This is a genomic window from Flavobacterium cryophilum, from assembly GCF_048286555.1.
Classification (GTDB): domain Bacteria; phylum Bacteroidota; class Bacteroidia; order Flavobacteriales; family Flavobacteriaceae; genus Flavobacterium.
Genome location: NZ_JBLVPZ010000007.1, coordinates 42,369 through 68,033 on the forward strand (window position 1 = coordinate 42,369; position 25,665 = coordinate 68,033).

Consider the following 25,665-nt stretch of genomic DNA (forward strand, 5'->3'; position numbering starts at 1 on the left):
GTAACATGGATATAGCTGCAAAGAAAATAGAATTGATGGATTGGTTGCTTCATATTACGGATGAAAGTAAACTCAAAAAAATAATAGCGTTTAAATCTATTTTAGATAAAGAAGTTGTTGCTCATACTATTAGTGGATATCCAGTGGATAAAGAAGAATATATCAATATGATTAAAGAAGCTGATGAAAGAATATCCTCAGGTAACTATACAACAATTGAAGATTTAGAAAGAGAAATAGAGAATTGGTAATATGCAAAAACCAATTATTATATTTTGGGATAACCAAGCCAAAGCAGATTTAAGATTAATCTTTGAATTCATCAAATTAAAATCGTCTCAAGGAGCAATAAATGTTATCAAGGATATTGTTATTCAAAGTAAAAACATTCACTTTGTGGAACAATATCAAGTAGATGAATTCTTAGGTGAACCATACAGAAGAATGATTGTTCGAGATTATAAAGTTATATATAAAATTCACTCTGAAACGGAAATTCGTATTCTTCAAATTTTTGATACTCGTCAGAATTCAGTCAAATTGAAAAGGTAACTGTGAATCTGCGGTAGTTGAAACTATTACTTTTAAAAAATAAAAATGAAATATAAAATGTTGGTTTTGGACATGGATGATACTTTGTTGACCGATGACCATACCATTTCAAACGAGAATAAAGAAATGTTGTTTAAGGCACAGGAATTGGGTGTTCATATTGTTCTGGCATCCGGAAGGCCTACACCAGCAATGACTGCGTATGCCAAAGAATTGCAATTGGACGATTCGTATATGATATCGTATAATGGCGCTGTGATTACTGATCTAAAAGAAGATAAAGTCATTTTTGAGCAAACTTTAACGCAAGAACAAATTCATAAATTATATGATTATAGTTTAAAAAGTAAGACCCATATTATTACGTACGTTGCTGGTAAAATTGTAAGTGAAACAGATTCGGAATATATTGAAATCGAAAAAAACATCACTGGTTTAGAGCATAATAAAGTGGTAAGTTTTAAAGAGGAAGTTCAATCTTCAGCTGTAAAATGCATATTATTAGAAGAGCCAAGTTATTTGAAAGAAGTAGAAAAAGATTTGAAAGCAACTATGCCAGATCTTAGTGTCAGCATGTCAAAGCCTTTTTTTCTTGAAGTAGCACAAAATGGAATTGATAAAGGAGCCAGTATTAAATTTTTAGCGGAAAAACTAAATATCCTTCAAAGTGAAATTATCGCCGTTGGAAACGCAGAAAATGATTTAACCATGATTGAATATGCAGGATTGGGCGTTTGGGTCGATAATGTAGACCCTGAATTGAGAGATAAAGGAGATGTTATTGTTGCATCAAATAATGATCACGGCGTTGCTGAGGTTGTGAGACGATTTATCTTGAATTAGAATTTTAGTTTAAAAATTAATTTATTATCCGATACTTGGTCTCATAAAAGAGCCTGAGTGTCGGATTTAGTTTTTAATAAATTGGCTGTTGTCTAAAATTAATAAATTTTAGTTCGTAAATTTGCACACTCAATTTTTTGACAACGATTTCATTAATTGAGTTATTTTATGGAAAACAGAAAAAAAGTTGCTTTTTATACGCTGGGTTGCAAACTGAATTTTTCAGAAACCTCTACGATTGCCCGTAATCTTCAAGATGAGGGTTTTGATCGGGTAGATTTTGAGGAAGTGGCTGATATGTATGTGATTAATACGTGTTCGGTGACGGAAAATGCAGATAAGCAATTCAAGCAAGTCGTGCGAAAAGCAATGAAATTGAATGACAAAGCTTTTGTCGCAGCGGTAGGTTGTTATGCGCAATTGAAACCAGAAGAATTAGCGGCAGTTGATGGTGTGGATTTAGTGCTTGGCGCAACTGAAAAATTTAAATTGACCGATTATATTAATGATTTGTCCAAAAATGATTTTGGAGAAGTACACTCCTGTGAAATTTCTGAAGCTGATTTTTACGTGGGAAGTTATTCGATAGGAGACAGAACACGTGCTTTCCTGAAAGTACAGGATGGTTGCGATTATAAATGTACGTACTGTACGATTCCATTAGCGAGAGGAATTTCGCGAAGTGAAGAACTTGAAAATGTATTGAAGAATGCCGCTGAAATTTCGAAGCAAAATATCAAGGAAATTGTTCTTACAGGAGTAAATATTGGCGATTACGGAAAAGGGGAATTTGGAAATAAAAAACACGAACATACTTTTTTAGAATTAGTTCAGGAATTGGATAAAGTGGACGGAATCGAAAGATTGCGAATTTCATCTATTGAGCCGAATTTATTGAAAAATGAAACGATAGAATTTGTATCGAAAAGCAGGACTTTTGTACCGCATTTTCACATTCCGTTGCAATCAGGAAGTAATGATATTTTGAAATTAATGAAACGCCGGTACCAACGTGAAATATATACCGAAAGAGTAAATAAGATTCGGGAAGTTATGCCACATGCCTGCATTGGCGTGGATGTGATTGTTGGTTTTCCTGGCGAAACAGATGAACATTTCTTAGAAACCTATCATTTCTTAAATGAGATGAATATTTCGTATTTACATGTTTTCACGTATTCAGAACGTGATAATACGGAGGCTGCTACGATGGAAGGTGTTGTTCCAGGAAATGTTCGCGCAAAACGCAGCAAAATGATGCGCGGTCTATCGGTGAAAAAACGTCGTGCTTTTTATGAAAGTCAGTTGGGAACCAATAGAACCGTTTTGTTTGAAAGTGAAAATAAAGAAGGTTACATTCACGGGTTTACAGAAAACTATGTAAAAGTAAAAACACCTTGGAATCCAGAATTAGTCAACACGTTGCACGACATTAATTTGACAAAAATTGATGAAGACGGAAGTGTTCGAATGGATTTTGTTACGGCTATGGTTTAGTTTATAAACATATAAGTCATTTAAGTTTTTAGGACTAACCAGGACTTTAACAAAACAAAGAGATTAAGAGAATAAGAGTGATATTTAAATAAGTTTCTCGAAAGTTGTAAACCATTAAGAGATTAAGAAAATTAAGCGTAAAACTTAATGAAACTTAATTTCTTAATGGTTTTTTATTAGATATTGGTTATTCGACTTTTAGACTTTCGGCTACTTTTACGGATTCGTAGACCAAATACTGCTATTTTTGATAAAAACGCGTCGGTTTAATTTGAGTTGCGCGACGATTAATTCGGCCATATCTTCCGCTTGCATAACGGTATCAGGATTTCCGTCAGTCAGTTTTAGTTCTTTGGCCATATCAGTGGCAACAGTACTTGGCGTTAAGGCCGTTACACGAATGTTATGCTTACGCACTTCCTGCATCAAAGAATCGGTTAATCCTAAAACTGCAAATTTAGAAGCACTATAAGCGCTCGTTAACGCATTTCCGCTCAATCCTGCTGTTGAAGATATATTGATGATGTCGCCCGTTTGTCTTTCGATCATATTTGGCAAAACGGCACGCGTTACATAATATGTCCCCATTAAGTTTACCTGAATGATGCGTTCCCAATCCGTGGGTTCTAATTCTAAGAATTTTCCAAAAGCGGCTATTCCGGCGTTGTTGATTAAAATATCAATGGTCCCAAATTCAGCCAATGCTTTCTCAACTGCAACGTTCACAGAATTGATATCAGCGACATCAGCGGTTATCGCCAGTGCTTTTACTCTTAAAGAGCGCACTTTTGCCGCTACACTGTCTATTTCTTCCTGTGTTCGTGCTACCAATATTACATTTACGCCTTCTTTGGCTAAGGCCAAAGCAATCGCTTTTCCAATTCCTTTTCCTGCGCCGGTGATAAGGGCATTTTTATTTTTTAAATCTGTCATACTATTAATTGTTTTGATGCCAATGAAAGGCGCCGTTTACTGTAAAAGTACTTTGTTTTATATTTGAAATCTATTTTGATTTTCTATTTAATCTAAATTTAACGTTCTCTTATTTGGAACAAAACAAATATTTTTAATCTAATGGATTTCCGTTTAAATTCAAAGTTAATTTATAAATGTCCGTTTCTAAAACTTCTGTGTCCTTGTCTTCACAAAGTAAGAACTCGATTTTTTTGTTTGAATTGCTGTACAAAGTCAATCCTTCGAATTTATGGGTACTGCTAATTTTTTGGGTGAACTCGATTTTCATAGTTTTCAGGTTAATTCTCCCAATAAAGCTTCCTAAAACTTCACCGTCATCATAAGTAGATGCAGTATCTTCGGCTGTCGCCAAAAAATAAATGCAATTATTGACTAAAACGCCATCGGTAAAACTACTGCGAACTCCTTTTATTTTAGGAAGTTTGTAGGCGTTAGAAAGAATAGTGAAATCATTGGTGAGGTTTTTTCCTTCAATGGTAAAAAGGACATTCTTATGGGAACCGCCGTTTCCACGATTCAATAAAAACCACCTTTCCCCAGTGTATATGGCGCCTTCAATGTTGAAATCTTCAGGTTTTATTTCTCCAAAACTTTGCATGACTGCATACAAACCCGAGATATCATTTGTAGCAATTACCTTTTTATCGCTGGAATTGACTTGTATCATTTTGTTTCTTTTCTCGGTGGAACCGCTACCAAAAACATACATACTATCACCAAAATGAGTAATAGCTTCAAAATCAGCTTTGTCTTTTTTGGGCGTGTTCTCTGTGGGGTTTTCCAGTAAGGGATGTCGTTTCAAGTCCTGTGAATCCATGTGGTAGTCATAAAGATAACCGCTGTTGTCACCTATAATCAGTAGTGAGTTGTCTTTGTAAATAAGTCCTGATGCGGAACCAATGCCAATGATTTGAAAGAGTAATTCGAGTGTAAATTTTTCCATTGTATTTGTTTTAAAAGCGAGTTCCTAGCCCGGATTACTTCACTTAATTTCTATTTTCATAGGAGTTTAGCAAATTTAGTTTGCAGTGAAAATCCTTTTAATATTTTTTTTAAAAATAAAAAATTGCAACGTATAGCTGGAAAATGCTCCTTATAATTTGTTATATTTGAGTCTACAAAGATAAAATATTTGTTATGAAATCTATAAACCCTGATGATTTTAAAGTGATTGGCAAAATTGATTTGTCAAAAATTCCTACGAACTTGTTCAATGATTCCAGTGATGACGATAAAGAGGAGAAATTGGATAAGGTGCAGGAGAAATTGAGCGAGTTACAGGATGTCATGTATGCGCACAATCGATACGGTGTTTTGATTTGTCTGCAAGGCATGGACACCTCTGGGAAGGATAGTTTGATTCGGGAAGTTTTTAAGGAATTTAATTCACGAGGTGTTGTAGTCCATAGTTTTAAAACGCCAAATTCCAGTGAATTAGAACATGATTATTTATGGAGGCATTATTTAGTTTTACCTGAAAAGGGAAAATTCACGGTTTTTAATCGATCGCATTACGAAAATGTTTTGGTTACTCGTGTTCATCCCGAATATCTATTAAATGAAAATTTACCGGGAATTGACGATATATCAGCTGTCACGCCTCAGTTTTGGGACAATAGAATGGAGCAAATCAATAACTTTGAAAAGCACATTACCCAAAATGGTACCATCGTGTTGAAATTCTTTTTACACTTAAGTAAAGAGGAACAGCGAAAACGCTTGTTGCGCCGTCTAGAGGAGCAAAAACACAATTGGAAATTCTCTATTGGTGATTTGAAAGAGCGTGAACGTTGGGATGATTACATGCATTGCTATGAAGAAGCAATTAATAAAACAGCTACTGTTTACGCGCCGTGGTTTATTATTCCTGCTGATGATAAAGAAATGGCGCGGTATATTGTCGCTAAAATTATTTGGGAAGAAATGCGACAACATTCTGATATTCAAGAACCAAAAATGGACACTGCTATAAAGGCGAATATTGAGTTGTATAAAGAAATGCTTAAGAAGGAAAAGTAGCTTACAATAGTTCTTAGCGTAAGGTCAATTACAGTTTGTTATTGTAAATTTGATGTTCTGGCGTTCCTGTTAAATATGAATAATGAGAAACTAAAAATTGCCACTTACAGTAAATAAAAAATGCGCTGAATTTCAGCGCATTTTTCTTAACTAATTCAATATTTTTTTACAGTTGAAAACCATAAGCTAAACGTACACCAACTTGTCCAATTCCTCTACCAAGAGAACCGTTACTGTTTAAACGATCAAAATGATTGTACTGTGTATAGTTTAAAGAAATATCTATGTATTTCGTAGCATAACCTATACTTGGAGATAACAATAAAGAAGTTTTGTCTCTGGTATTTTCTACATTACTTGTTGCGAATGCTGCACCAGCTTCTCCCATTACGTAAAATTGGTCATTCCAAATAAAAGCTTTGAAACCAGCTTTAGCTGGAATAATACCTAAATCTTTTCCTTCTGTTTGACCAGGAAACCCATCAGCTTTGCTTACAAATAAATTAGTGTAACCTGTAGTCAAGGTCAAAGAGTATCTTTTTGATAAATCATATTGTCCTCTTACATCTGCACCAAGTGATAATTTGTAAGGATCATTAGTAGAGTATCCAGCATTTAAACCAACACCTAAACGGAATCCCTGATCGTAATTTGTATCTTGATTTGTTGTTTCTTGTGCTTGTACATTGTTAGCAAACATCATTGCTATTGCAAATACAAATAACATTTTGATTTTTCCTGTCATTTTCATAATTGTAAATTTTTTATTAATTTTTTTTTATGTTGTTTGATTTGTTTAATTCAAAACAACGGTGCAAATGTAGAGCCCTCATAAGCCTGTTTTGTTATAGAATTTTTTGGTTTTGTTATAGAATTCCTTGTTTTGTTAGAAAAATCAGTAAAAAAGACGCGTTATATATGTAATAGTTGTGATGCAATTGAAAGCTTCTAATTATCTTTGCCATCAAAAAAGTAAAAAGTGAATTTATCTCAGTACTTCAAAGAGTTTTCCTATAATATTAAATTAGCCTATCCTGTTGTTTTAGGAATGTTAGGACATACATTGATCGGTATAGTTGATAATTTCATGGTAGGCAAATTAGGTTCCACAGAGTTGGCTGCCGTTTCATTAGGTAATAGCTTTATTTTCATTGCTTTGTCTTTAGGAATCGGATTTTCTACGGCAATCACTCCGTTAGTGGCTGAGGCAGATGCCGAAAAAGACGACCAAAAAATCCGTTCTACTTTTCATCATGGGTTGCTTTTATGCACAGTTTTGGGAGTTGCCTTATTTATTCTGACAGTACTCTCTAAACAAATTATGTATTTGATGCACCAACCCAAAGAAGTTGCTGATATGGCTGCTCCATATATTGATTGGGTTGCATTTTCTTTGATTCCGGTGATTATCTATCAGGGGTACAAACAATTTGCGGATGGTTTAGCCAAAACAAAATATTCGATGTATGCTATTTTTATGGCTAACGTGGTGCATATATTTTTTAACTACGTATTGATTTACGGGATTTGGATTTTTCCTAAATTAGGAATTCTTGGAGCTGCATTAGGAACTGTTTTGTCAAGAATAATGATGGTAGTTTTCATGCATTACCTAATGAAACGAAATTCGGAATTAAAAAAATATTTTAAAAACTTCAGTTTTAAAGAAATACGGAAATTAATTTTGAAAAAAATTATCAGTCTTGGTTTACCGTCAGCAATGCAAATGTTGTTTGAAGTAACGTTATTTACCGCAGCGATTTGGCTTTCCGGTTCATTGGGTAAAAATAGTCAGGCTGCTAATCAGATTGCACTTATATTAGCCTCCTCCACTTTTATGGTTGCGATGGGTTTAAGCGTTACCGCAATGATACGAGTGAGTCATACCAAAGGAATGAACGATTATAAAAAGTTGATTACTGTAGCGCGATCTATTTTTCTGTTGGCGATTATACTGGAAACCTTTTTTGCGATAATCTTTGTCGCATTTCATAATTTTTTGCCGCATTTATTCCTCAATATGACAGATTTAGGTCAGATGATGGATAACGAAGAAATTATCATTATAACTTCAAAATTACTATTGATTGCAGCCATTTTCCAAATTTCGGATGGAATTCAAGTCGTTGTTTTGGGAGCGTTACGGGGTTTACAAGATGTAAAAATTCCCATGTACATTACCTTTGTGGCGTATTGGGTAATAGGTTTTCCTATTTCCTATTATTTAGGAAAATATACGGAGCTCAAAGCCGTTGGAATTTGGATAGGTCTTCTGGCAGGGTTAACCGCAGCCGCTTTATTTTTGTATATTCGCTTTGCGAGTTTGACAAGAAAGTTGGTGGTGCAAAACGAGAACAAATAAAATAATAAATTACTTAACTATTAAATTCATGGAATTACCAAAATTTTTACTGGGCGATAACACTGATTTTCCCGAGGATATTTTCATCATACATCTTGATTACCCTCGATTTATAATTAATCTGAAAGATGATGAGGTAGAGTTTATGGAAGAAGCTGAGGATCTTGACGAAGCAGAATTAAATGCTGAAATGGAAGGATTAATCGTTCTTGCCAATGAGTTTTACGATAGAGAAATGGAACGGTACGAGAAAGAGTAGTTTGTAACCAATTTAATTTATTTATATGAAAAATGTATTTATGTATTCCATGTTTATTTTTGGGACACTGCTCGTAATTAAAGGGATTTTTAATTTTTTCCCTTTTGAAATTCGTTCAAATGAAAACTTTAGTGATGCCTATAATTATGGACATGTTGCGGGTTATGTTATTGATAAATTTGCTAAAATTGCCTTAGGCTTAATGATGATAAAATACGGTTATGAAACCTATTTAAAAAGGAAGATGATAAAGTAATATATTAGTCTTTTTTAAAATACTGTTCCAGTAATTTCTGAGCGGCTGCAAAGGGTGAAATTTCATCATTTTGCACCGCTTTTTTAGTTGAATCCAATGATTTTTGAATTTCCGGATTGCTATAAAAATTCGTTTTCAATTGCTCGTTGATGGTCTCCATCATCCAATATTGGTTTTGTTCTTTTCGTTTTTCAAAGAAATAGGTATTGCCTTTTGTCAGTTCTAAGAATTTTTGAACGGTTTCCCATACATCAGGTATTCCTTCATGGGTTATGGCGCTACAGGCTGCTGTTGTAGGTGTCCAACCTGATTTTTTAGCAGGAAAAAGATGCAAGGCTCTATTGAATTCCAATTTAGCAAGATGTGCTCTTTTAATATTGTCACCATCCGCTTTGTTGATGACAATAGCATCCGCCATTTCCATGATTCCACGTTTGATTCCTTGCAATTCATCACCTGCACCAGAAATTTTTAAGAGTAGAAAAAAATCAACCATGCTGTGAACGGCAGTTTCACTTTGGCCTACGCCAACCGTCTCGATGATGATGGTGTCAAAACCTGCGGCCTCACAAAGGGTAATAGTTTCGCGGGTTTTTCGAGCTACGCCACCTAATGTTTCCCCCGAAGCTGATGGGCGTATAAAAGCATTCTTGTCTTTGACGAGTTCTTCCATTCGGGTTTTATCACCCAAAATACTTCCATGTGAAATCGTACTGCTGGGATCAACAGCCAGCACCGCTACTTTTTTTCCTAAACCGGTCAAGTATTTTCCAAAAGCTTCAATAAAAGTGCTTTTTCCAACACCCGGAACGCCCGTTATTCCTATCCTGACGGATTCATTGGCATGAGGCAAACAAGCATTTATTACTTCATTGGCTTTTGCCAAATGGCTTATATTCGTACTTTCGACTAACGTAATCGCACGGCTCAGCGCAGTGATATTTTTTTCTAAAATCCCTTTAACGAGTTCTTTTGCCAAAGGTTGTATTTTTCTAAATTGCTGAATATTTCCAACAGCAATGGCACTGATGATTTCTGGAGGAGAAATCCCGGGTTTTTCGTTAAGGGCTGAATGCTGTGGGTTTTTATGTGGCAAAGTGACTTATTTGAACAGTAAAATTAATAAAAAACTATCTTGAATAGACGGTCATGCTCTTAAAATGTCAGTTCCTTTTAAATTATTGATGTCATCTTACTACTTTTCTGCAAAATTTTACATTTTTTGAATTCATTTTATAAATCATTTGTCAATATCTTTGCGGTATTATGACCAACATTATACTAATCTTTGTTTTTTTATTCCTAGGCATTGTACTTCAGAATATAAAAGGATTTCCTGTAAATATCTATAAGCTATTAAATAAGATTGTTATTTATATCTGTCTTCCAGCGCTGGCCCTGTATTATATTCCAAAAATAAAATGGAGTAATGAATTGTTATTTCCAATTGGAGTTGCTTGGATTGGATTTATTGTTTCCTATTTTTTATTCAGTTTTTTAGGCAACAAATTCGGCTGGTCTAAAAAACTGATTGGTTGTTTAATTTTAACGGCTGGTTTGGGTAATACGTCCTTTTTAGGTTTTCCAATAATTGAAGCATTGTATGGGGAAGAAGGTTTAAAAACGGCTATTTTAGTCGATCAACCCGGTTCTTTTGTGGTACTTACTACGTTGGGAATTCTAGTAGCGACGGTATATTCCAGAGGCAATCCAAATGGTTACATAATCGCCAAAAAAATTCTTCTCTTTCCACCATTTATAACTTTCTTAATAGCCTGTTTGATGAATGTTTTTAATCTCGATTTTCATGAGTTGGTTCAGCAGTTATTTTTAAAACTAGGAAGTGGTGTGACGCCTTTAGCTTTGCTTTCTGTAGGGTTGCAATTGCGTTTTGATCGCAAAAGCAAGCATTGGAAGTTTTTAGGACTGGGACTTTTGTATAAATTAATATTGACTCCAGCTCTCATTTACGTGTTGTATGTCGTAATTTTGCAACAGCATTCCAAAATTATTCAAGTCGCCATCATGGAGTCAGCGATGGCACCCATGATTACAGGTTGCATTTTAGCTTCTACCCATGGATTAAAACCTCGTTTAAGCAGTATGATGATTGGTTTTGGAATCCCATTATCGTTTATCACCTTATTATTTTGGTATTTCGTTGTTCAGTTTCTTTAATTTATAAAATGAATCTGAACCAATAATTAGTAATATAGTTTTTTAGAATTATGAATTCATCTCTTGATACTGTATCAAAAATTGATACAACTCCTATTGCTCAGCAAACCGTCTACTCTATATTATTTTCCATCGCATTCGCCCATTTATTGAATGATTTATTACAGTCGGTTATTCCAGCTGCGTATCCTATTTTAAAAGAAAATTTCAATTTAACATTCACACAAATCGGATTAATCACCCTGGCGTATCAGTTGGCAGCTTCTATATTGCAGCCTTTGGTAGGTTTATATACGGACAAAAGACCTAAGCCTTTTTCTCAAATTTTCGGAATGCTGTTTACCTTATCCGGTATTGTGTTTTTATCGTATGCTTCCAGTTTTTCAATGATCATAATTTCGGTTATTTTGGTTGGGATAGGTTCTTCCATTTTTCATCCTGAAGCGTCCCGAATCTCATTTTTGGCATCAGGTGGAAAACGTGGTTTGGCACAATCCATTTTCCAACTGGGAGGCAATGCCGGAACTGCAATAGGACCTTTATTGGTTGCCTTGATTGTTGTACCAAATTCACAATATTACATCATTTGGTTTGTGGTGGTTGCCATTATCGCAATGATTGTTTTGAGCAGAATCGCGTTTTGGTATCAAAACCATTTAAGTTTGAGAAGTAGTAAGAAAGTGATAATCGATTTGCCTAATCTATCCCAAAAAACGATTGTAATCTCAGTGGGAATCTTGCTGGTTTTAATATTTTCAAAATTCTTTTACATGGCCAGTATGTCCAGTTACTTCACCTTTTATTTAATCGAAAAATTTGGATTGTCGGTTCAGGATGCGCAATTTTATTTGGTTTTATTCTTGGCTTCTTGTGCCATTGGAACTTTAATAGGAGGACCAATAGGCGATAAATTCGGAAGGAAATATGTGATTTGGTTTTCGGTTTTGGGAGCCGCGCCTTTTACTTTATTGTTGCCTTATGCTGATTTGTTTTGGACAGGAGTTTTATCAGTCTTAATTGGAATTATAATCTCCTCTGCATTTCCGGCAATCTTGGTTTACGCACAAGAATTATTGCCTAAAAAACTCGGAATGGTTTCTGGTCTGTTTTATGGTTTTGCCTTTGGTATGGGCGGGTTAGGTTCCGCTTTATTAGGGAATCTTGCCGATCACACCAGCATAACTTACGTGTATTACCTCTGTGCGTATTTGCCTTTGATAGGGATTATAGCGCTCTTTTTGCCTAACCTAAAGAAAAAATAATATTTTTTTTCAGAAGCTTTTTCCTGCTATTCGCTGTATCCGCGCAGAAAAAGCGCGGGATGCCGCTGCTATCAGGGCTAGCGCATCTAGTTTCCTACTTGCATTATTTTAAAAGAATAGCTATCTGGTTTTATAAAAATTAATACAATTTTAAGATTAGTTTTCTCCTTTATTGCTTTTATTTCAATAACTTACAGTGTTACTAATTAATAAAATAAATTACTATGGCAACATTACGATTAGGCGATATTGCTCCTGATTTTGAAGCAGAAACGTCGCAAGGAAAAATAAATTTTCATGAATGGTTAGGAGATTCATGGGGTATTTTATTCTCACATCCCGCTGATTTTACACCTGTTTGTACCACTGAATTAGGAACAGTTGCAAATTATTATCCTGAATTTGAAAAACGAAATGTAAAAGTAATCGCTTTGAGTGTCGATGGAGTAGATTCGCACATGGAGTGGATTAAAGACATCAATGAAACTCAAAACACAACTGTAAATTTCCCTATAATTGCCGATGAAGACAGGCATATTGCTGAATTATATGATATGATTCATCCCAACGCAAGTGAGAGTTTCACGGTTCGCTCGGTGTTTATTGTAGGACCAGATAAGAAAATAAAATTAACGCTGACGTATCCAGCTTCAACTGGTCGAAATTTCGATGAATTAGTACGTGTAATAGACAGTTTACAATTGACTGCTAATTATAGCGTTGCAACACCAGCAAATTGGAAAGATGGTGAAAAGGTAGTAATCTCTACAACGATTAAAGATGAAGATATTGCTGCTAAATTCCCAAAAGGTTATGAACGAGTAAAGCCGTATTTAAGAATGACCCCACAACCTAATAAATAAAATTTGTTTGAAACACCTTTTAAATTGAAAAGCAGAATAAATTGATTTTTATTCTGCTTTTTTTTGGGATGTAGTATTTAGAATAAAGGTATTTACGTTTTTTAATGTAATATATAAAATCTTCAAATGTGCTCGTAAATTCTTAATTTCATTGTTGGATTTAGTGCTTAATTTAGTACTAAAAAAAACGAATAATTACTTCTTATTGGAGATAAATAACCCTGAAATAATGATTACCATGCTTATGATTTGCGTCAGTAAAATCGCTTGATTTAAAAAAAAATACGCCAAGATCCCACTGAATACCGGAATCAAATAGTAAATTAATGCGGTTTTTGATGTACCAATTAATCGAATGGCTTCGTTCCATAAATAAAAAGAAATTAGGGAAGCGCAGATACCTACATAAGAGGTTACCAAAACAGTTTTAGTGTCAAAAATCACTTTTTTATGATAGATGTGTTCATACATATAAAAAGGGAAAAGTACAATTGTACCAATGACAAATACACTAAACAAAAATACTTTAGCCGTTAATTCCTCTGGTTTTTGTCGGACTAATATCGTGTAATAAGCAAAAAAAAAGCAAGCCATGAGCATCAATAAATCCCCAATTGTGAAGTTGATGTGGAGTAGTGCTTGCAAGGAACCTTTTGAAATAAGCACTAGAACCCCCGTGATTATGGTAGCAATTCCCACTATTTTTATATTAGACACTTTCTCTTTAAAAATAATTCTAGAGAGTACAACAATAAAAAGCGGAATCGTAATAGCAATTAATGATAAATTGACTGCACTTGTTGTTTTTCCTGCAAAGTAAATAAGCGTATTGAAAATTGTAATGCCTAAAACAGCGGTAAGAGAAAGATACCGAATATGTTTTTTTACAATTTTGAAGCTTTCAATAGTGGTTTTTACAGCGAATGGAGCCAAAACGACACAAGCAATTGACCAACGCCAAAAAGCCAACCCAACAGGTGGGATGTGTCCTTTTATACCACTGGCGATCACCATATTTACTGACCAAAGCAAGGTAGCGAATAAGGCAAATAAAACTCCTTTACTGGTATTGTTCATTAAATAAGACAATTTATTTTGGCATATTGTAATAACATAATGGTCTTTGCATCCTGCATTTGACCGGATTCAATCATATCGTACGCGTCGTTGAATGCCATTTCCATCACCTCTATGTTTTCTTCTTCATGCTCTGCTCCACCACCGTCACTCACTTTCATGGATTCATCATATTCGCCCACAAATAAATATAAAATTTCAGTTACGGCACCGGGAGACATATAGGTTTCCATTACTTTTTTGACTTTAGAAATACGGTATCCTGTTTCTTCTTCAGTTTCCCGAATGATGCATTGCTCTGGATTATCTTGGTCCAGAAGTCCTGCACAAACCTCAGTCATCATACCGGTTTCATTTCCGTTAAGATAGGTTGGCAAACGAAACTGTCTAGTTAGAATAACTGTTTTTTGTTGTGTATTATAAAGCAAAATGGCAGCGCCGTTTCCTCTATCGTAGACTTCTCTTTTTTGGGTAATCCAAGAGGCATCTTTTTTTTGATAGTCAAAAGTTACTTTGTTTAAGACGTACCAATTGTCAGAGAGCAATTCGGTTTTTTGTATTTTGATAGCTGGGTTTTTCATTCGGTTGGATTGGTTTTTTAAACTAAAAAAAACGCTCTGAAATTTCAGAGCGTTTGGAATCTATTTTAGAATAGTTTGCTTTCTGTCTGGACCTACAGAAACGATTCTGATAGGAACTTCCACTTCTTTTTCAATGAATTCAATGTAATCTTTTAACTCTGTTGGTAATTCATCATAGGTTGTCATACCCGTCAAATCAGCTTGCCATCCTTTGAAATCCTGATACACCGGAGTTACATTTTCTGGCTCGATATTATAAGGGAAATGAGAAATATTCTCGCCTTTATAATTGTATTCAGTACATACTTTCAACGTTTCAAATCCTGAAAGAACATCACCTTTCATCATCATCAGTTGTGTTACACCATTCACCTGAACAGCATATTTAAGTGCTACTAAATCTAACCACCCACAACGTCTTTGTCTTCCGGTTACTGAACCAAATTCATTTCCTACACGTGCCATAGTTGCACCATCTTCGTCAAAAAGTTCAGTAGGGAATGGACCACTTCCTACACGTGTTACATATGCTTTGAAGATTCCGTATACTTCTTTGATTTTATTTGGAGCAATCCCTAAACCGGTACAAGCACCGGCAGCAGTGGTATTAGATGAAGTTACAAATGGATACGTTCCAAAATCAACATCCAATAACGAACCTTGAGCACCTTCACATAATATTGATTTACCCGCTTTTTGAGCTTGGTGTAAATATTCTTCGCTGTCGATAAAATCTAATTTTTTTAGTTCTTCGATGGCTTCAAAAAATTCTTTTTCTAATTCCTCTAAGTTGTATTGGATAGCAACATCGTAAAATTTAATCATGGCTTCGTGCTTGTCAGCCAAAGCTCTGTAACGATCAGCAAAATCTTCTAATTCAATATCACCAACACGAATACCATTTCTTCCGGTTTTGTCCATATACGTTGGGCCAATTCCTTTTAATGTTGAACCAATTTTTGCTTTACCTTTTGAAGCCTCAGAAGCGGCATCTAATAAACGGTGAGTAGGCAAAATTAAATGCGCTTTTCTTGAAATAATTAATTTATTTTTAATGTCTAAATTAAATTTTGCAAGACCTTCAATTTCTTTTTGAAAAACAACCGGATCAATTACTACTCCATTTCCAATTATGTTTATTGCAGTTTTATGAAAAATACCAGAAGGAATTGTTCTAAGAACATGTTTTATACCGTCAAATTCCAAAGTATGTCCTGCATTTGGGCCGCCTTGAAAACGAGCGATAATATCATAATTTGAAGTTAGAACATCAACAATTTTTCCTTTACCTTCATCTCCCCATTGTAATCCTAGTAATAAATCTACGGTCATTCTATCTGTTATTTGTAGTTAGTGATATATTAAAGGGACAACTTATAAGTTATCCGTACTATTTTTGCTTTTTTATTCCATATAAATATAGGGAATGGTTTGTAATCTCTATGTCGAAAATTTCTTCGATTGTTTTTTTGATACTTTGAATTCTGGGGTCACAAAACTCAATTACTTCACCAGTATCTGTCATTATAATATGATCGTGCTGTTTGTCAAAATACGATTTTTCGTAATGCGCCTGGTTTTGTCCAAATTGGTGTTTTCGCACTAAAGCACAATCTAGTAGCAGTTCAATCGTGTTATAGAGAGTTGCTCTACTCACACGGTAGTTTTTATTTTTCATTTTAATATAAAGATTCTCTACATCAAAATGTTCTTCGCTATCGTAAATTTCCTGAAGGATAGCATAACGTTCAGGAGTCTTGCGATGTCCTTTTTTTTCAAGATACATCGTAAAAACATTTTTTACAATTTCTTGGTTTTTGGAGTTATCTGTGGAAATGAGTGTCATATGCAGGCAAAGATAAATTTTTTAGTTTAAAGTATAAAGTTTCAGGTTTGTTTAGTTTCAAGTTTTTTAGCTTCAAGTTAAATAAATCGAGAAGTAAAACAAAAAAAGCAGATTTTTTTTTACGTTTTGTATACCCTTGTTACTTTATCGATTCCGTCAATTTTTTTGATGTTATTGATCATTTTTTTTAAAATAGTATTATTTTGAACAATTACCGCAACCTGACCGTGAAAAATTCCTGCATCTGTACTCAAAGAAATACTCTGAATATTGACATGCATATTGTTTGAAATTACCTTTGTTAATTGGTTTGTCAGCCCTAAAACATCCATTCCGGTTATGTTTATAATGGCTTTAAATTCTTCTTGTGAAGAGTCAATCCATTTGGCTGTCATTATTCTGTAGGCATAATTAGATTGCATTCCAATGGCGTTTGGGCAATCTTTTTTATGCACTTTTATTCCTTCGTTGATGGTTACAAATCCAAACACGTCATCACCAGGTATGGGGTTGCAGCACGGAGATAATTTGTAATCCAGTTTGTCGTGTTCTTTACCAAAAACAAGCATATCATAACTACTGCTTATGATTGGTTTATGGATGTCTTCATCAGCAGTACTAGGCGTACGTTTCATTTTGTTTTTGAAAAAATTAATGAAAGTATTGCTTTTTTGAGCTGCGTAATCTTTGAGCTGCTGGTTTTCAATAGCCCCAATTCCCACCCGATAAAATAAATCTAAACTAGTTTTGAGTTTGAAAAAGTTAACCAATTCGTTTACTACTGATTCATTTAATGTGATTTTTAAATGTTTGAGTTTTCGCGTGAGCAGTTCTTTTCCTTCCTCGCCAATTTTCTTGGTGTTTTCGTTTAAAACATTTTTTATTTTCGTTTTCGCTCTGGAAGTGGTTACGTAATCGAGCCAGTTGATTGTAGGTTTTTGATGTTGTGAGGTAATAACTTCAATTTGGTCACCACTTTTTAATTCAAAGTTCAAAGGAACCAGCTTCCCATTAACACGTGTACCTCTTGTTCTAATTCCTATTTCAGAGTGAATGCTGAAAGCAAAATCAAGCGAAGTGGCGCCTTTTGGCAAAGATTTTATTTCTCCTTTAGGAGTAAACACAAAGATTTCTTTAGAATATAAATTCATTTTGAAGTCTTCTACAAAATCGACCGCATTCGTTTCGGAATTTTCCAGCGCTTCTTTTAGTAAATTTAGCCAAACATCCAAACCGCTTTCTTCAGTAGCGCCATTTTTATATTTGTAATGTGCTGCATATCCTTTTTCAGCTATTTCATCCATACGTTCGCTTCGCACCTGCACTTCAACCCAGCGTCCTTTTGGACCCATTACTGTAATATGTAACGCTTCGTAACCAGTAGATTTTGGTGACGAAATCCAGTCACGCAATCTACTTGGGCTTGGTCTGTAATGGTCAGTTACGATAGAATATATTTTCCAGGCAAGAAATTTTTCGTCATGAGGATTTGATTTGTATACGATGCGCAACGCAAACTTATCATACACTTCGTCGAAGCTTACGTTTTGCGCTTGCATTTTTCGACGAATAGAATAAATAGATTTTGGGCGACCTTTTATCATGTACTCAATTCCTTCTTGATCCAAAGCTGTTTTTAGAACAGTTGTAATATTAGCAATGTAGTCATCTTGCTCTTCTTTGGTTTCTTTTATTTTACTTACAATATCATTGTATACAGCGGGTTCCGTGTATTTTAATCCTAAATCTTCTAGCTTTGTTTTTATGTTGTATAAACCCAAACGATGCGCTAATGGAGCATATATGTATAAAGTTTCAGAGGCAATTTTAGTTTGCTTGTCTTCCTGCATTGAATCCATAGTCTGCATATTATGCAAACGATCGGCTAGTTTAATCAAAATCACACGAACGTCATCATTCAGTGTAAGAATCATTTTCCTAAAATTCTCGGCTTGTAAAGAGGCATTTAAATCTCTTTGCACCATCGATATTTTTGTCAATCCTTCAACGATTTGAGCGACTTTAGGATTAAACAAACGTTCAATATCCTGCACTGTAGTTGGAGTGTCCTCAACAACATCATGCAATAGTGCAGCAGCAATGGATGTTGCTCCTAAACCTATTTCGGAAGCGACAATTTTTGCCACAGCAATAGGATGAAAAATATAGGCTTCCCCCGATTTTCTCCGTTGCTCTTTATGAGCTTCAACGGAAACATCAAATGCTTTCCGAATCAGTTTTTTGTCTTCAGGAGTTAAGGTTTGATAACTTATCCGAAGCAGTTCTTTATATTCTTGAGCAATTGCTTTGTTTTCTTTTTCTAAATCTATATCAGTCATAACGGCATGGTTCATTTTCTAAAAATAGCAATAAGCTCGGAGATATGCAAATGTATATTTGAATTTAAGGTTACGAAATGTGGCTTTCTATTACTGTATTCTTTTAAAATCTAAATCCTGAAAATCATAACTAAAATCGGTTAATTGAGAAATCGGTTTCATAGTTATTCTAACAGCTTTTCCGCTTGCATCACATTCAAAAAATAAATGCGCATCGGCATGGAAATAGGCATTGTCCCATTTCACCACATAATTCGTGTCCTTGTAGAAAAAAACTTCGCCCGTAAGTTGGGGAGAACGTTTTGAAGCAAAATACAATCTTCCTTTTCTTTCTGAAAGAACGACTTCGCCAAACCAATTGTCTTTGTATGTTCCAATGAAACTTTTAAAATCGATTTTGATATTTTCTTTTTTCTTTGTGGCTACCGAAGCCCATACTTCAGCTGTTATTTTATCGGCAGTTTCTTCATTCGCTTTCATTCGATCGCTATAAATAGTTACATAATTCTCCGATTGAATCCCCAAATAATTATCTTTTATCGTATTAGTAATAGCATTAAAAGCAGCTCCAGATTGTTGATTGGTCAATACAATAATTCCTAATTTTAATTCTGGAATCAAAGTCACTTGGGTAACTATTCCTTCTAATCCGCCCGTATGAGATACTTGTTTATAGCCTTTTACATCATTTAAAAACCAACCAAGCCCATAGCCGCTAAAATGAGTGTTATAGGGCGCTTTAGTTTTTGTAGGAATGATAGTTTGTAATTGCCACATTTCGTCGTGCTCTTTCTCGGAAAATAATTGTTTGTTTTGTGGGCCGTATTTTCCATTGTTCATTTGCATAATCGTCCATTTGCTCAAATCATTAACACTAGAGTAAATTCCGGCGGCAGCATCAAAAAGCTGATTTTGGTAGCGTTTAATTACTTTTAGTTTACCGTCAATAGGAACGTGTGGCGCAATAATGTTTGTGGTGTCTTTTAATCGTAAAAAAGAAGCGACACTATTATTCATTTCCAAGGGCTTCATCATGCGTTCTTCCACAAAATCACACCAGCTCAAACCGCTTGCTACGCGAATTACTTCTCCGGCAACAATGTACAGTAAATTATCATAATCGTATTGTGTTCTAAATGCCGAAACGGGCTTTAAATACTGTAAATTCTCAATAATATCTGTTGGTGTAAAGTTACCTCCTCCAGGCCAAATCATTAAATCGCCTGCGCCAAGTCCAAGGCCGCTCCTATGCGTGAGTAAATCCCGAATCGTAAATTCGGTCGTTACATAGTCATTATACATCTTGAAATTAGGAAGGTATTTAATCACTTTATCATCCCATTTCACTTTTCCCTCGTCTACTAACATTGCTAGTGCTGCACTCGTAAACGCTTTACTATTGGATGCAATTCCAAAAAGGGTATTTGCATCTACTTTTTCATTAGTCAAAATCGATTTTACACCGTATCCTTTAGCATGAATAACCGTTCCATCTTTTACGATGGCGACAGCAATTCCAGGAACATTGAATGTTTTTAGTGTACGATTTACCACTTCATCGACTTGAGTTGAACTGATTTGTGCGAAAGAAAGTGTTGTGGTTAATAGCGTGATTACAAGTACTAATTTATTTTTCATAGTATTAATTTTATTTTTTTTAAAAGCGGAAATCGAAAATCAGCAATTTACATCTAATAATCTAAAATCCTCGCTGTCTTTTGGCTTCAAAAATCAAGATGGCTGCTGCAACCGAAACATTCATAGAGTCGATTTCGCCTTGCATGGGAATAATAATATTTTGGGTCGCTTCTTTTCTCCATTCCTCCGTTAATCCAGTGGCTTCGGTCCCTACTACCAAAGCGGTTGGAGTAGTGTAATCTTGTGTATGATATGAAGTGGAGTTTTGCAAAGTAGCGCAATAAAAATTGATTTTTCTTTCTTTCAAAAAGGCAATAATTTCAGCGGTAGTTCCGGCGGCAATTTGGTTGGTAAACAAACAGCCCACGCTGGAACGCACAATATTTGGATTGTATAAATCGCTTTTTGGATTGGCAATAATTACTGCATCAAGGTTAGCAGCATCGGCGGTACGAAGCAATGCGCCTATATTTCCAGGTTTTTCGGGTGCTTCAGCAATAAGAATCAATGGATTTTCAGATAATTTCAAATCAGATAATTGCAACGACTTGGTTTTGGCTACAGCCAAAATTCCTTCAGTAGTATCTCGATAAGCAAGTTTTTGATAAACTTCCTTGTTAATTTCGATCAGTTCTGCGTTTTTAGATAATTGTCTGGCTTCGGCTTCTGAACAAATTTCGGGTAAAAATAGCAGTGTCTCCATAACATAATTACCCTTGATCGCAATTGAAATTTCGCGTTTTCCCTCGATTAAAAAGGTACCAGATTGTTTACGTGCTTTTGCTTTTTCCTGCAATTGCACTAATAATTTTATGTATGGATTTTGTATCGAAGTGATTTGTTTCAAGAGGTACACCTATTTTAATTTATTGGAAACAAAGATACATAGAGAAAGTTCAGTTTTCTATATTTGAATTCGAATATTTATTAGCTGTAATGTATGTTTATTAAAAGTAGACAATAGGAGTTGGTTACAGCAGTATTTTCTTTAATTTTGCCTAAATCATATTCAATTCACTGCATCATTTTTATCCATTTTTAAATCCAAAACAGCATGTTTCATTTATTAGACATCATCGGTACACTGGCTTTTGCCATGTCTGGCGCTTTGACGGCAATGAGTAAAAAAATGGATCCTTTTGGTGTATTTATTATTGCATTTGTAACTGCCGTAGGCGGCGGAACCTTACGAGATGTTATGATTGGTAGTACGCCTGTGGGATGGATGCTGAATTTACAATACGTTTATATCATAATCATCGGATTTATAGTGGCTATTATTTTTAGAAAAAAATTCGATCGATTGCGAACTTCTTTGTTTTTATTTGACACCATTGGGTTAGGCGTTTTTACTTTAATAGGGCTTGAAAAAGGAATAAATATTGGACTTCATCCCGTCATTTGTATCGCTTTAGGAACCATGACAGCTTGTTTTGGAGGTGTTATCCGTGATATTTTATGTACTGATATTCCAGTTATTTTCAGTAGAGAAATTTATGCAACGATTTGTATTTTGGGCGGAATTGTTTTCTTTATCCTTCGGGAATTTAATCTACAAAATGATGTTTTATACGTAGTGACATCCGTAGTGATCATTTCGGTTCGTTTGATGGCAGTACAATTTAAATGGTATTTACCTACTTTAGAAAACAAATAAAAAATGCTTAATTTAACGAAGTCTAAAATTAAAGAGTGAAAAATTATTTCGTCAAACGATACCAAGAAAATGATTATGCACATTGGAATGCCTTTATTGGTCAAGCCAAAAACGCTACCTTTTTATTTCACCGTGATTTTATGGAATACCATAAAGATCAATTTGAGGATTTCTCGTTGCTGGTTTTTGAGAATAAAAAACTGGTTGCTGTTTTGCCTGCAAATAGGACTGGGGCAATAGTTTATTCCCATCAGGGTTTAACCTATGGCGGCTTAGTTTTTAATGGACAATCAAAATTGACCACTGTAATTAAGGCTTTTAGATCTATTTTGTTGTTTTTGGAAGAAAATAAGATACAGAAATTGCATCTCAAAACAATTCCTTATATTTATAATACTAAACCTGCCGAGGAAATTCAATATGCGTTATTTTTAGCAGAAGCCCAATTGGTGCGTAGAGATAGTTTGTCGGTTATTGATTTGTCACATCATAATAAGTTGTCAAAAATCAGAAAAAGAGGCATTCGAAATGCACTTGTAAACGGATTGATAATTAAGGAAGAAGAGGTTTTTGAATCCTTTTGGAATGAAATTTTGATTCCAAACTTAAGTGAAAAACACCATGCAGAGCCGGTTCATTCCATTACAGACATGAAACTTTTAAAAAGTCATTTTCCTAATAATATAAGGCAGTTTAATGTGTTTTACAACGATAAAATTGTGGCAGGAACAACAGTTTTTGAAAGCGAAAGGGTTGCGCATTGTCAGTACATTTCTAAATATGAAAAAGGGGAGAATCTTGGTAGTTTAGATTTATTATGTCATTTTTTGATTACGGAAGTTTTTTCTGATAAACGATTTTTTGATTTTGGAACTTCTAATGAAGCACAAGGACGAAAACTGAATAAAGGATTGTCCTATTGGAAAGAAAGTTTCGGAGCCGGCACTGTAGCGCATGATTTTTATGAAGTAGAAACGGCAAATCATTTCAAATTAGAAAATATATTTGTCTAATAATCGATTTTAAACAGACAGAATTAAAACCATCTTAAATCCGCTTTTAATGATCCCATTTCTTGATTTAAAAAAAATAAACGAACCATATGAATCTGCTTTTCAGGAAAAATTGAAAACAGTTTTAGCTAGTGGTTGGTATGTTTTAGGAAATGAAGTGAAGGATTTCGAGACCAGTTTTGCTAAATATTGCGGTACAAAATACTGCATCGGGACAGGAAATGGTCTAGACGCTTTAATTTTGATTTTCAAAGGTTATATTGAACTTGGGAAATTGCAAAAAGGCGATGAAGTTATTGTTCCTGCGAACACTTATATTGCCAGTATTCTGGCTATTTTACAAGCAGGTTTAGTTCCGGTTTTGGTTGAACCAAAATTAGAAACCTACAATATTAATCCCGATTTAATTTCAGAAAAGATTACTTCAAAAACCAAAGCGATTCTGGCAGTTCATCTTTATGGACAACTGGCTGAAATGAGCAAGATAAATGAAATTGCTGTTGCACATGATTTGCTTGTTATTGAAGATGCGGCTCAGGCTCATGGCGCTTTCTTTGAAGACGAAAATTCTGATACCCAGAACGTGGAGCCAAAAACCCAAGCCTATAGTTTTTATCCAGGAAAAAATTTAGGAGCATTGGGGGATGCAGGTGCAATTACAACAAATGATTCCGAATTAGCAAAAACGATTCAATCACTCCGGAACTATGGTTCAGAAGCTAAATATTACAATGATTATATCGGTATAAATTCAAGATTAGATGAACTGCAAGCGGCTTTCCTGAATGTGAAATTACCGAATTTAGATTCTGAAAATAAAAAACGGCGATTAATTGCAGAGTGCTATTTGTCTGAAATTAAAAACGATAAAATAATATTGCCAACTATGTTAGTGCGAGGCAAGAAGCAATCCAGTCATGTTTTCCATTTATTTGTCATTCGAACTCAAAATAGAGTTGATTTACTGGGTTATTTACATCGAAATAATATTCAAACGGTAATTCATTATCCTGTTCCGCCGCACAATCAAAAAGCTTTATCGCACTGGAATCATTTATCTTTTCCAGTAACCCAAAAAATTCATGATGAAGTGTTGAGTTTACCTATAAGTCCAGTTATGACAATGGATGAGGTGCATTTTATTATTGAAATTCTAAATAAATATTAAGTTGAAATTTATTAGAAAAATTGTCCAAACACAGCTGTTTAAAATTTCTTCTTTAAATAGTTTGAGTGTTATTGTAAAGATTGCAATTGGTTTAATAACTTCAAAATTATTGGCTGTTTTTGTTGGCCCAAGCGGAATGGCTTTAGTGGGAAATTTGAGAAATTTTTTAACTTCATTAGAAGGTGTTTCGACTTTAGGTTTTCAAAACGGAATTATAAAATATGTTGTTGAAAACAAAAAAAACGAAGAGCAGCTTAAAAAAATAATTAGTACAATTTTTATTAGTTTAGTTGTTGTTGCGAGTGTTTTAAGTGGTGTTTTATACTTTTTTGCCTCGTATTGGAATTATCAAATATTTGGAGGCAATGTCGAATATTCTGTTGTTTTTAAAGCGCTGGCCTTCGCTCTGCCTTGGTATGTAATTTCGGTCTTTTTGTTAGCTGTAATCAATGGTCTTGGACAATTCAAAAGAGTGATTTGGGTTAATATTATAGGGAATGCAATAGGTTTAATGATTGCAATCGGGATGATTTTGAACTATCAAACTCTTGGTGCATTACTGTCGTTAGTTATTTCGCCGGCGTTATTGTTTTTTGTGACATTTTATTACATAAATAAAGACATTAATTTTATTAAAACGATTCAGTTTAATCAATTTGATTATCAGGTTTTAAAAAATTTATCATCATATTCTTTAATGGCAGTAATTTCAACGGTTTTAGGACCTTTGGTTTATTTGGTAATCAGAAATCATATTATTCAGCATGTTGGACTTGAACAAGCCGGTTTTTGGGAGACAATGACACGAATTTCTACCTACTATATGATGTTTGTCACTACAATTTTGACGGTTTATTTTTTACCAAAATTGGCTGTTGCCAAAAGTATTCAAGACACAAAACGTGTTTTTTGGACGTACTTTAAAAGTATTGTACCCGTTTTTATCTTTGCTTTAACGCTTGTTTATTTTATGCGGTTTTTTATCGTTAATTTAGTGTTTACCACGGCATTTCTACCCGTTACAACTTTGTTTTTTTGGCAATTATCTGGAGATGTTTTTAAAGTAGCGTCTTTAATTTTAGGGTATCAATTTTTCGCAAAAAAATTAACTGTAGCCTTTATAGTTTCCGAAATATTTTCACTTCTTGTATTGTACTTTTCAAGTATTTATTTAATTAATTTATTCGGAATTCAAGGAGTTGTAATGGCTCAGGCTTTTGATAATTTGCTTTATTTTTTAGTGTTGGTTCTTTATTTCAGGAAGAGTTTATTTTAGTTTA

26 protein-coding genes are annotated in these 25,665 nt (G+C 34.4%); 15 read left to right on the forward strand and 11 right to left on the reverse strand.

From position 1 onward, the window contains the following. Window positions 1-5 precede the first annotated feature (5 nt). From ACNQGJ_RS11170 to mtaB, 4 genes are all read left to right on the forward strand, one after another. The gene (locus ACNQGJ_RS11170) at window positions 6-251 is read left to right on the forward strand and encodes a hypothetical protein (protein WP_417972808.1); all 246 of its coding nucleotides are present in this window, start codon (window positions 6-8) and stop codon (window positions 249-251) included. A 1-nt stretch (window position 252) separates the two neighbouring features. Beyond that, the gene (locus tag ACNQGJ_RS11175; RefSeq protein ID WP_417972809.1) at window positions 253-552 is read left to right on the forward strand and encodes a type II toxin-antitoxin system RelE/ParE family toxin; all 300 of its coding nucleotides are present in this window, start codon (window positions 253-255) and stop codon (window positions 550-552) included. A 45-nt stretch (window positions 553-597) separates the two neighbouring features. Continuing rightward, window positions 598-1,395 (forward strand): Cof-type HAD-IIB family hydrolase, encoded by a 798-nt coding sequence (locus tag ACNQGJ_RS11180; protein WP_417972810.1) that lies wholly within the window; start codon window positions 598-600, stop codon window positions 1,393-1,395. 168 nt (window positions 1,396-1,563) lie between these two features. Continuing rightward, the gene (mtaB, locus tag ACNQGJ_RS11185) at window positions 1,564-2,892 is read left to right on the forward strand and encodes a tRNA (N(6)-L-threonylcarbamoyladenosine(37)-C(2))-methylthiotransferase MtaB (RefSeq protein WP_417972811.1); all 1,329 of its coding nucleotides are present in this window, start codon (window positions 1,564-1,566) and stop codon (window positions 2,890-2,892) included. Window positions 2,893-3,108: 216 nt separating this feature from the next. Here mtaB and ACNQGJ_RS11190 read toward each other — a convergent pair whose 3' ends face one another. After that, window positions 3,109-3,825 carry a 3-ketoacyl-ACP reductase gene (locus tag ACNQGJ_RS11190; RefSeq protein WP_417972812.1) on the reverse strand — a complete coding sequence of 239 codons (717 nt, stop codon included), beginning with the start codon at window positions 3,823-3,825 and terminating at the stop codon, window positions 3,109-3,111. Between the two features lie 133 nt (window positions 3,826-3,958). Beyond that, window positions 3,959-4,810, reverse strand: coding sequence for a DUF6929 family protein (locus ACNQGJ_RS11195; protein ID WP_417972813.1), 852 nt, complete (start codon window positions 4,808-4,810; stop codon window positions 3,959-3,961). 194 nt (window positions 4,811-5,004) lie between these two features. Between ACNQGJ_RS11195 and ACNQGJ_RS11200 the strand changes: the two genes are divergently transcribed. After that, entirely contained in the window at window positions 5,005-5,886 is an 882-nt protein-coding gene (locus ACNQGJ_RS11200; protein WP_417972814.1) for a PPK2 family polyphosphate kinase, read from the forward strand. A gap of 166 nt (window positions 5,887-6,052) precedes the next feature. Here the strand turns inward: ACNQGJ_RS11200 and ACNQGJ_RS11205 are convergent, their stop codons facing one another. After that, complete coding sequence (locus ACNQGJ_RS11205; RefSeq protein WP_417972815.1) at window positions 6,053-6,637, reverse strand: hypothetical protein; 585 nt, start codon at window positions 6,635-6,637, stop codon at window positions 6,053-6,055. A 228-nt stretch (window positions 6,638-6,865) separates the two neighbouring features. On the opposite strand from ACNQGJ_RS11205, the gene ACNQGJ_RS11210 reads away from it, so the two are divergent. From ACNQGJ_RS11210 to ACNQGJ_RS11220, 3 genes are read left to right on the forward strand one after another with little or no spacing between them, the layout of a single operon-like run. Further along, window positions 6,866-8,248, forward strand: coding sequence for an MATE family efflux transporter (locus ACNQGJ_RS11210; RefSeq protein WP_417972816.1), 1,383 nt, complete (start codon window positions 6,866-6,868; stop codon window positions 8,246-8,248). A 28-nt stretch (window positions 8,249-8,276) separates the two neighbouring features. Next, entirely contained in the window at window positions 8,277-8,507 is a 231-nt protein-coding gene (locus ACNQGJ_RS11215) for a hypothetical protein (protein WP_379755437.1), read from the forward strand. A 25-nt stretch (window positions 8,508-8,532) separates the two neighbouring features. Beyond that, on the forward strand, window positions 8,533-8,763 hold the full coding sequence (locus tag ACNQGJ_RS11220; protein ID WP_417972817.1) for a hypothetical protein: 231 nt from the start codon (window positions 8,533-8,535) through the stop codon (window positions 8,761-8,763). Window positions 8,764-8,767: 4 nt separating this feature from the next. Here ACNQGJ_RS11220 and meaB read toward each other — a convergent pair whose 3' ends face one another. Continuing rightward, window positions 8,768-9,859, reverse strand: a complete 1,092-nt coding sequence (gene meaB / locus ACNQGJ_RS11225; RefSeq protein WP_417972818.1) for a methylmalonyl Co-A mutase-associated GTPase MeaB — start codon at window positions 9,857-9,859, stop codon at window positions 8,768-8,770. Between the two features lie 170 nt (window positions 9,860-10,029). On the opposite strand from meaB, the gene ACNQGJ_RS11230 reads away from it, so the two are divergent. The 3 genes from ACNQGJ_RS11230 (at window position 10,030) to ACNQGJ_RS11240 (ending at window position 13,066) form a co-directional block, all read left to right on the forward strand. Continuing rightward, complete coding sequence (locus ACNQGJ_RS11230) at window positions 10,030-10,941, forward strand: AEC family transporter (RefSeq protein WP_417972819.1); 912 nt, start codon at window positions 10,030-10,032, stop codon at window positions 10,939-10,941. 50 nt (window positions 10,942-10,991) lie between these two features. Then, a complete protein-coding gene (locus ACNQGJ_RS11235; RefSeq protein ID WP_417972820.1) occupies window positions 10,992-12,203 on the forward strand; it encodes an MFS transporter in 1,212 nt (403 codons plus the stop codon). Between the two features lie 224 nt (window positions 12,204-12,427). Next, window positions 12,428-13,066: a peroxiredoxin gene (locus tag ACNQGJ_RS11240; protein ID WP_417972821.1), complete on the forward strand. Its 639-nt coding sequence runs from the start codon at window positions 12,428-12,430 to the stop codon at window positions 13,064-13,066. 195 nt (window positions 13,067-13,261) lie between these two features. Here the strand turns inward: ACNQGJ_RS11240 and ACNQGJ_RS11245 are convergent, their stop codons facing one another. The 7 genes from ACNQGJ_RS11245 to ACNQGJ_RS11275 form a co-directional block, all read right to left on the reverse strand. Further along, window positions 13,262-14,143, reverse strand: coding sequence for a DMT family transporter (locus ACNQGJ_RS11245; protein ID WP_417972822.1), 882 nt, complete (start codon window positions 14,141-14,143; stop codon window positions 13,262-13,264). Beyond that, window positions 14,143-14,724, reverse strand: a complete 582-nt coding sequence (gene nudK, locus ACNQGJ_RS11250) for a GDP-mannose pyrophosphatase NudK (RefSeq protein WP_417972823.1) — start codon at window positions 14,722-14,724, stop codon at window positions 14,143-14,145. Before nudK ends, ACNQGJ_RS11245 begins: the two co-directional genes overlap by 1 nt. A 60-nt stretch (window positions 14,725-14,784) precedes the next feature. Next, entirely contained in the window at window positions 14,785-16,056 is a 1,272-nt protein-coding gene (locus ACNQGJ_RS11255) for an adenylosuccinate synthase (RefSeq protein ID WP_417972824.1), read from the reverse strand. 58 nt (window positions 16,057-16,114) lie between these two features. Next, complete coding sequence (locus ACNQGJ_RS11260) at window positions 16,115-16,570, reverse strand: Fur family transcriptional regulator (RefSeq protein ID WP_417972825.1); 456 nt, start codon at window positions 16,568-16,570, stop codon at window positions 16,115-16,117. Between the two features lie 119 nt (window positions 16,571-16,689). After that, window positions 16,690-18,909, reverse strand: coding sequence for a RelA/SpoT family protein (locus tag ACNQGJ_RS11265; RefSeq protein ID WP_417973015.1), 2,220 nt, complete (start codon window positions 18,907-18,909; stop codon window positions 16,690-16,692). Window positions 18,910-18,999: 90 nt separating this feature from the next. Continuing rightward, window positions 19,000-20,547, reverse strand: a complete 1,548-nt coding sequence (locus ACNQGJ_RS11270) for a serine hydrolase (RefSeq protein WP_417972826.1) — start codon at window positions 20,545-20,547, stop codon at window positions 19,000-19,002. A gap of 61 nt (window positions 20,548-20,608) precedes the next feature. Beyond that, a complete protein-coding gene (locus ACNQGJ_RS11275) occupies window positions 20,609-21,394 on the reverse strand; it encodes a TrmH family RNA methyltransferase (RefSeq protein WP_417972827.1) in 786 nt (261 codons plus the stop codon). A gap of 207 nt (window positions 21,395-21,601) precedes the next feature. Between ACNQGJ_RS11275 and ACNQGJ_RS11280 the strand changes: the two genes are divergently transcribed. The 4 genes from ACNQGJ_RS11280 to ACNQGJ_RS11295 are packed head-to-tail and all read left to right on the forward strand — an operon-like array spanning window position 21,602 to window position 25,661. Then, window positions 21,602-22,204: a trimeric intracellular cation channel family protein gene (locus tag ACNQGJ_RS11280; RefSeq protein ID WP_417972828.1), complete on the forward strand. Its 603-nt coding sequence runs from the start codon at window positions 21,602-21,604 to the stop codon at window positions 22,202-22,204. A gap of 35 nt (window positions 22,205-22,239) precedes the next feature. Continuing rightward, on the forward strand, window positions 22,240-23,217 hold the full coding sequence (locus tag ACNQGJ_RS11285) for a GNAT family N-acetyltransferase (protein WP_417972829.1): 978 nt from the start codon (window positions 22,240-22,242) through the stop codon (window positions 23,215-23,217). A gap of 49 nt (window positions 23,218-23,266) precedes the next feature. Continuing rightward, window positions 23,267-24,385, forward strand: a complete 1,119-nt coding sequence (locus ACNQGJ_RS11290) for a DegT/DnrJ/EryC1/StrS family aminotransferase (protein ID WP_417972830.1) — start codon at window positions 23,267-23,269, stop codon at window positions 24,383-24,385. Between the two features lies 1 nt (window position 24,386). Next, complete coding sequence (locus ACNQGJ_RS11295; RefSeq protein WP_417972831.1) at window positions 24,387-25,661, forward strand: O-antigen translocase; 1,275 nt, start codon at window positions 24,387-24,389, stop codon at window positions 25,659-25,661. The last annotated feature ends 4 nt before the right edge of the window (window positions 25,662-25,665 follow it).

Bases quoted from the DNA above. Each gene is read 5' to 3' on its own strand.
- ACNQGJ_RS11230 (WP_417972819.1), top strand. From the start codon at position 10,030: ATGACCAACATTATACTAATCTTTGTTTTTTTATTCCTAGGCATTGTA.
- ACNQGJ_RS11205 (WP_417972815.1), bottom strand. From the start codon at position 6,637: ATGAAAATGACAGGAAAAATCAAAATGTTATTTGTATTTGCAATAGCA.
- ACNQGJ_RS11190 (WP_417972812.1), bottom strand. From the start codon at position 3,825: ATGACAGATTTAAAAAATAAAAATGCCCTTATCACCGGCGCAGGAAAA.
- ACNQGJ_RS11170 (WP_417972808.1), top strand. From the start codon at position 6: ATGGATATAGCTGCAAAGAAAATAGAATTGATGGATTGGTTGCTTCAT.
- ACNQGJ_RS11270 (WP_417972826.1), bottom strand. From the start codon at position 20,547: ATGAAAAATAAATTAGTACTTGTAATCACGCTATTAACCACAACACTT.
- ACNQGJ_RS11195 (WP_417972813.1), bottom strand. From the start codon at position 4,810: ATGGAAAAATTTACACTCGAATTACTCTTTCAAATCATTGGCATTGGT.
- ACNQGJ_RS11220 (WP_417972817.1), top strand. From the start codon at position 8,533: ATGAAAAATGTATTTATGTATTCCATGTTTATTTTTGGGACACTGCTC.
- ACNQGJ_RS11255 (WP_417972824.1), bottom strand. From the start codon at position 16,056: ATGACCGTAGATTTATTACTAGGATTACAATGGGGAGATGAAGGTAAA.
- ACNQGJ_RS11180 (WP_417972810.1), top strand. From the start codon at position 598: ATGAAATATAAAATGTTGGTTTTGGACATGGATGATACTTTGTTGACC.
- ACNQGJ_RS11240 (WP_417972821.1), top strand. From the start codon at position 12,428: ATGGCAACATTACGATTAGGCGATATTGCTCCTGATTTTGAAGCAGAA.
- ACNQGJ_RS11290 (WP_417972830.1), top strand. From the start codon at position 23,267: ATGATCCCATTTCTTGATTTAAAAAAAATAAACGAACCATATGAATCT.
- ACNQGJ_RS11175 (WP_417972809.1), top strand. From the start codon at position 253: ATGCAAAAACCAATTATTATATTTTGGGATAACCAAGCCAAAGCAGAT.
- ACNQGJ_RS11280 (WP_417972828.1), top strand. From the start codon at position 21,602: ATGTTTCATTTATTAGACATCATCGGTACACTGGCTTTTGCCATGTCT.
- ACNQGJ_RS11200 (WP_417972814.1), top strand. From the start codon at position 5,005: ATGAAATCTATAAACCCTGATGATTTTAAAGTGATTGGCAAAATTGAT.
- mtaB (WP_417972811.1), top strand. From the start codon at position 1,564: ATGGAAAACAGAAAAAAAGTTGCTTTTTATACGCTGGGTTGCAAACTG.
- ACNQGJ_RS11215 (WP_379755437.1), top strand. From the start codon at position 8,277: ATGGAATTACCAAAATTTTTACTGGGCGATAACACTGATTTTCCCGAG.
- nudK (WP_417972823.1), bottom strand. From the start codon at position 14,724: ATGAAAAACCCAGCTATCAAAATACAAAAAACCGAATTGCTCTCTGAC.
- ACNQGJ_RS11265 (WP_417973015.1), bottom strand. From the start codon at position 18,909: ATGACTGATATAGATTTAGAAAAAGAAAACAAAGCAATTGCTCAAGAA.
- ACNQGJ_RS11260 (WP_417972825.1), bottom strand. From the start codon at position 16,570: ATGACACTCATTTCCACAGATAACTCCAAAAACCAAGAAATTGTAAAA.
- ACNQGJ_RS11245 (WP_417972822.1), bottom strand. From the start codon at position 14,143: ATGAACAATACCAGTAAAGGAGTTTTATTTGCCTTATTCGCTACCTTG.
- ACNQGJ_RS11235 (WP_417972820.1), top strand. From the start codon at position 10,992: ATGAATTCATCTCTTGATACTGTATCAAAAATTGATACAACTCCTATT.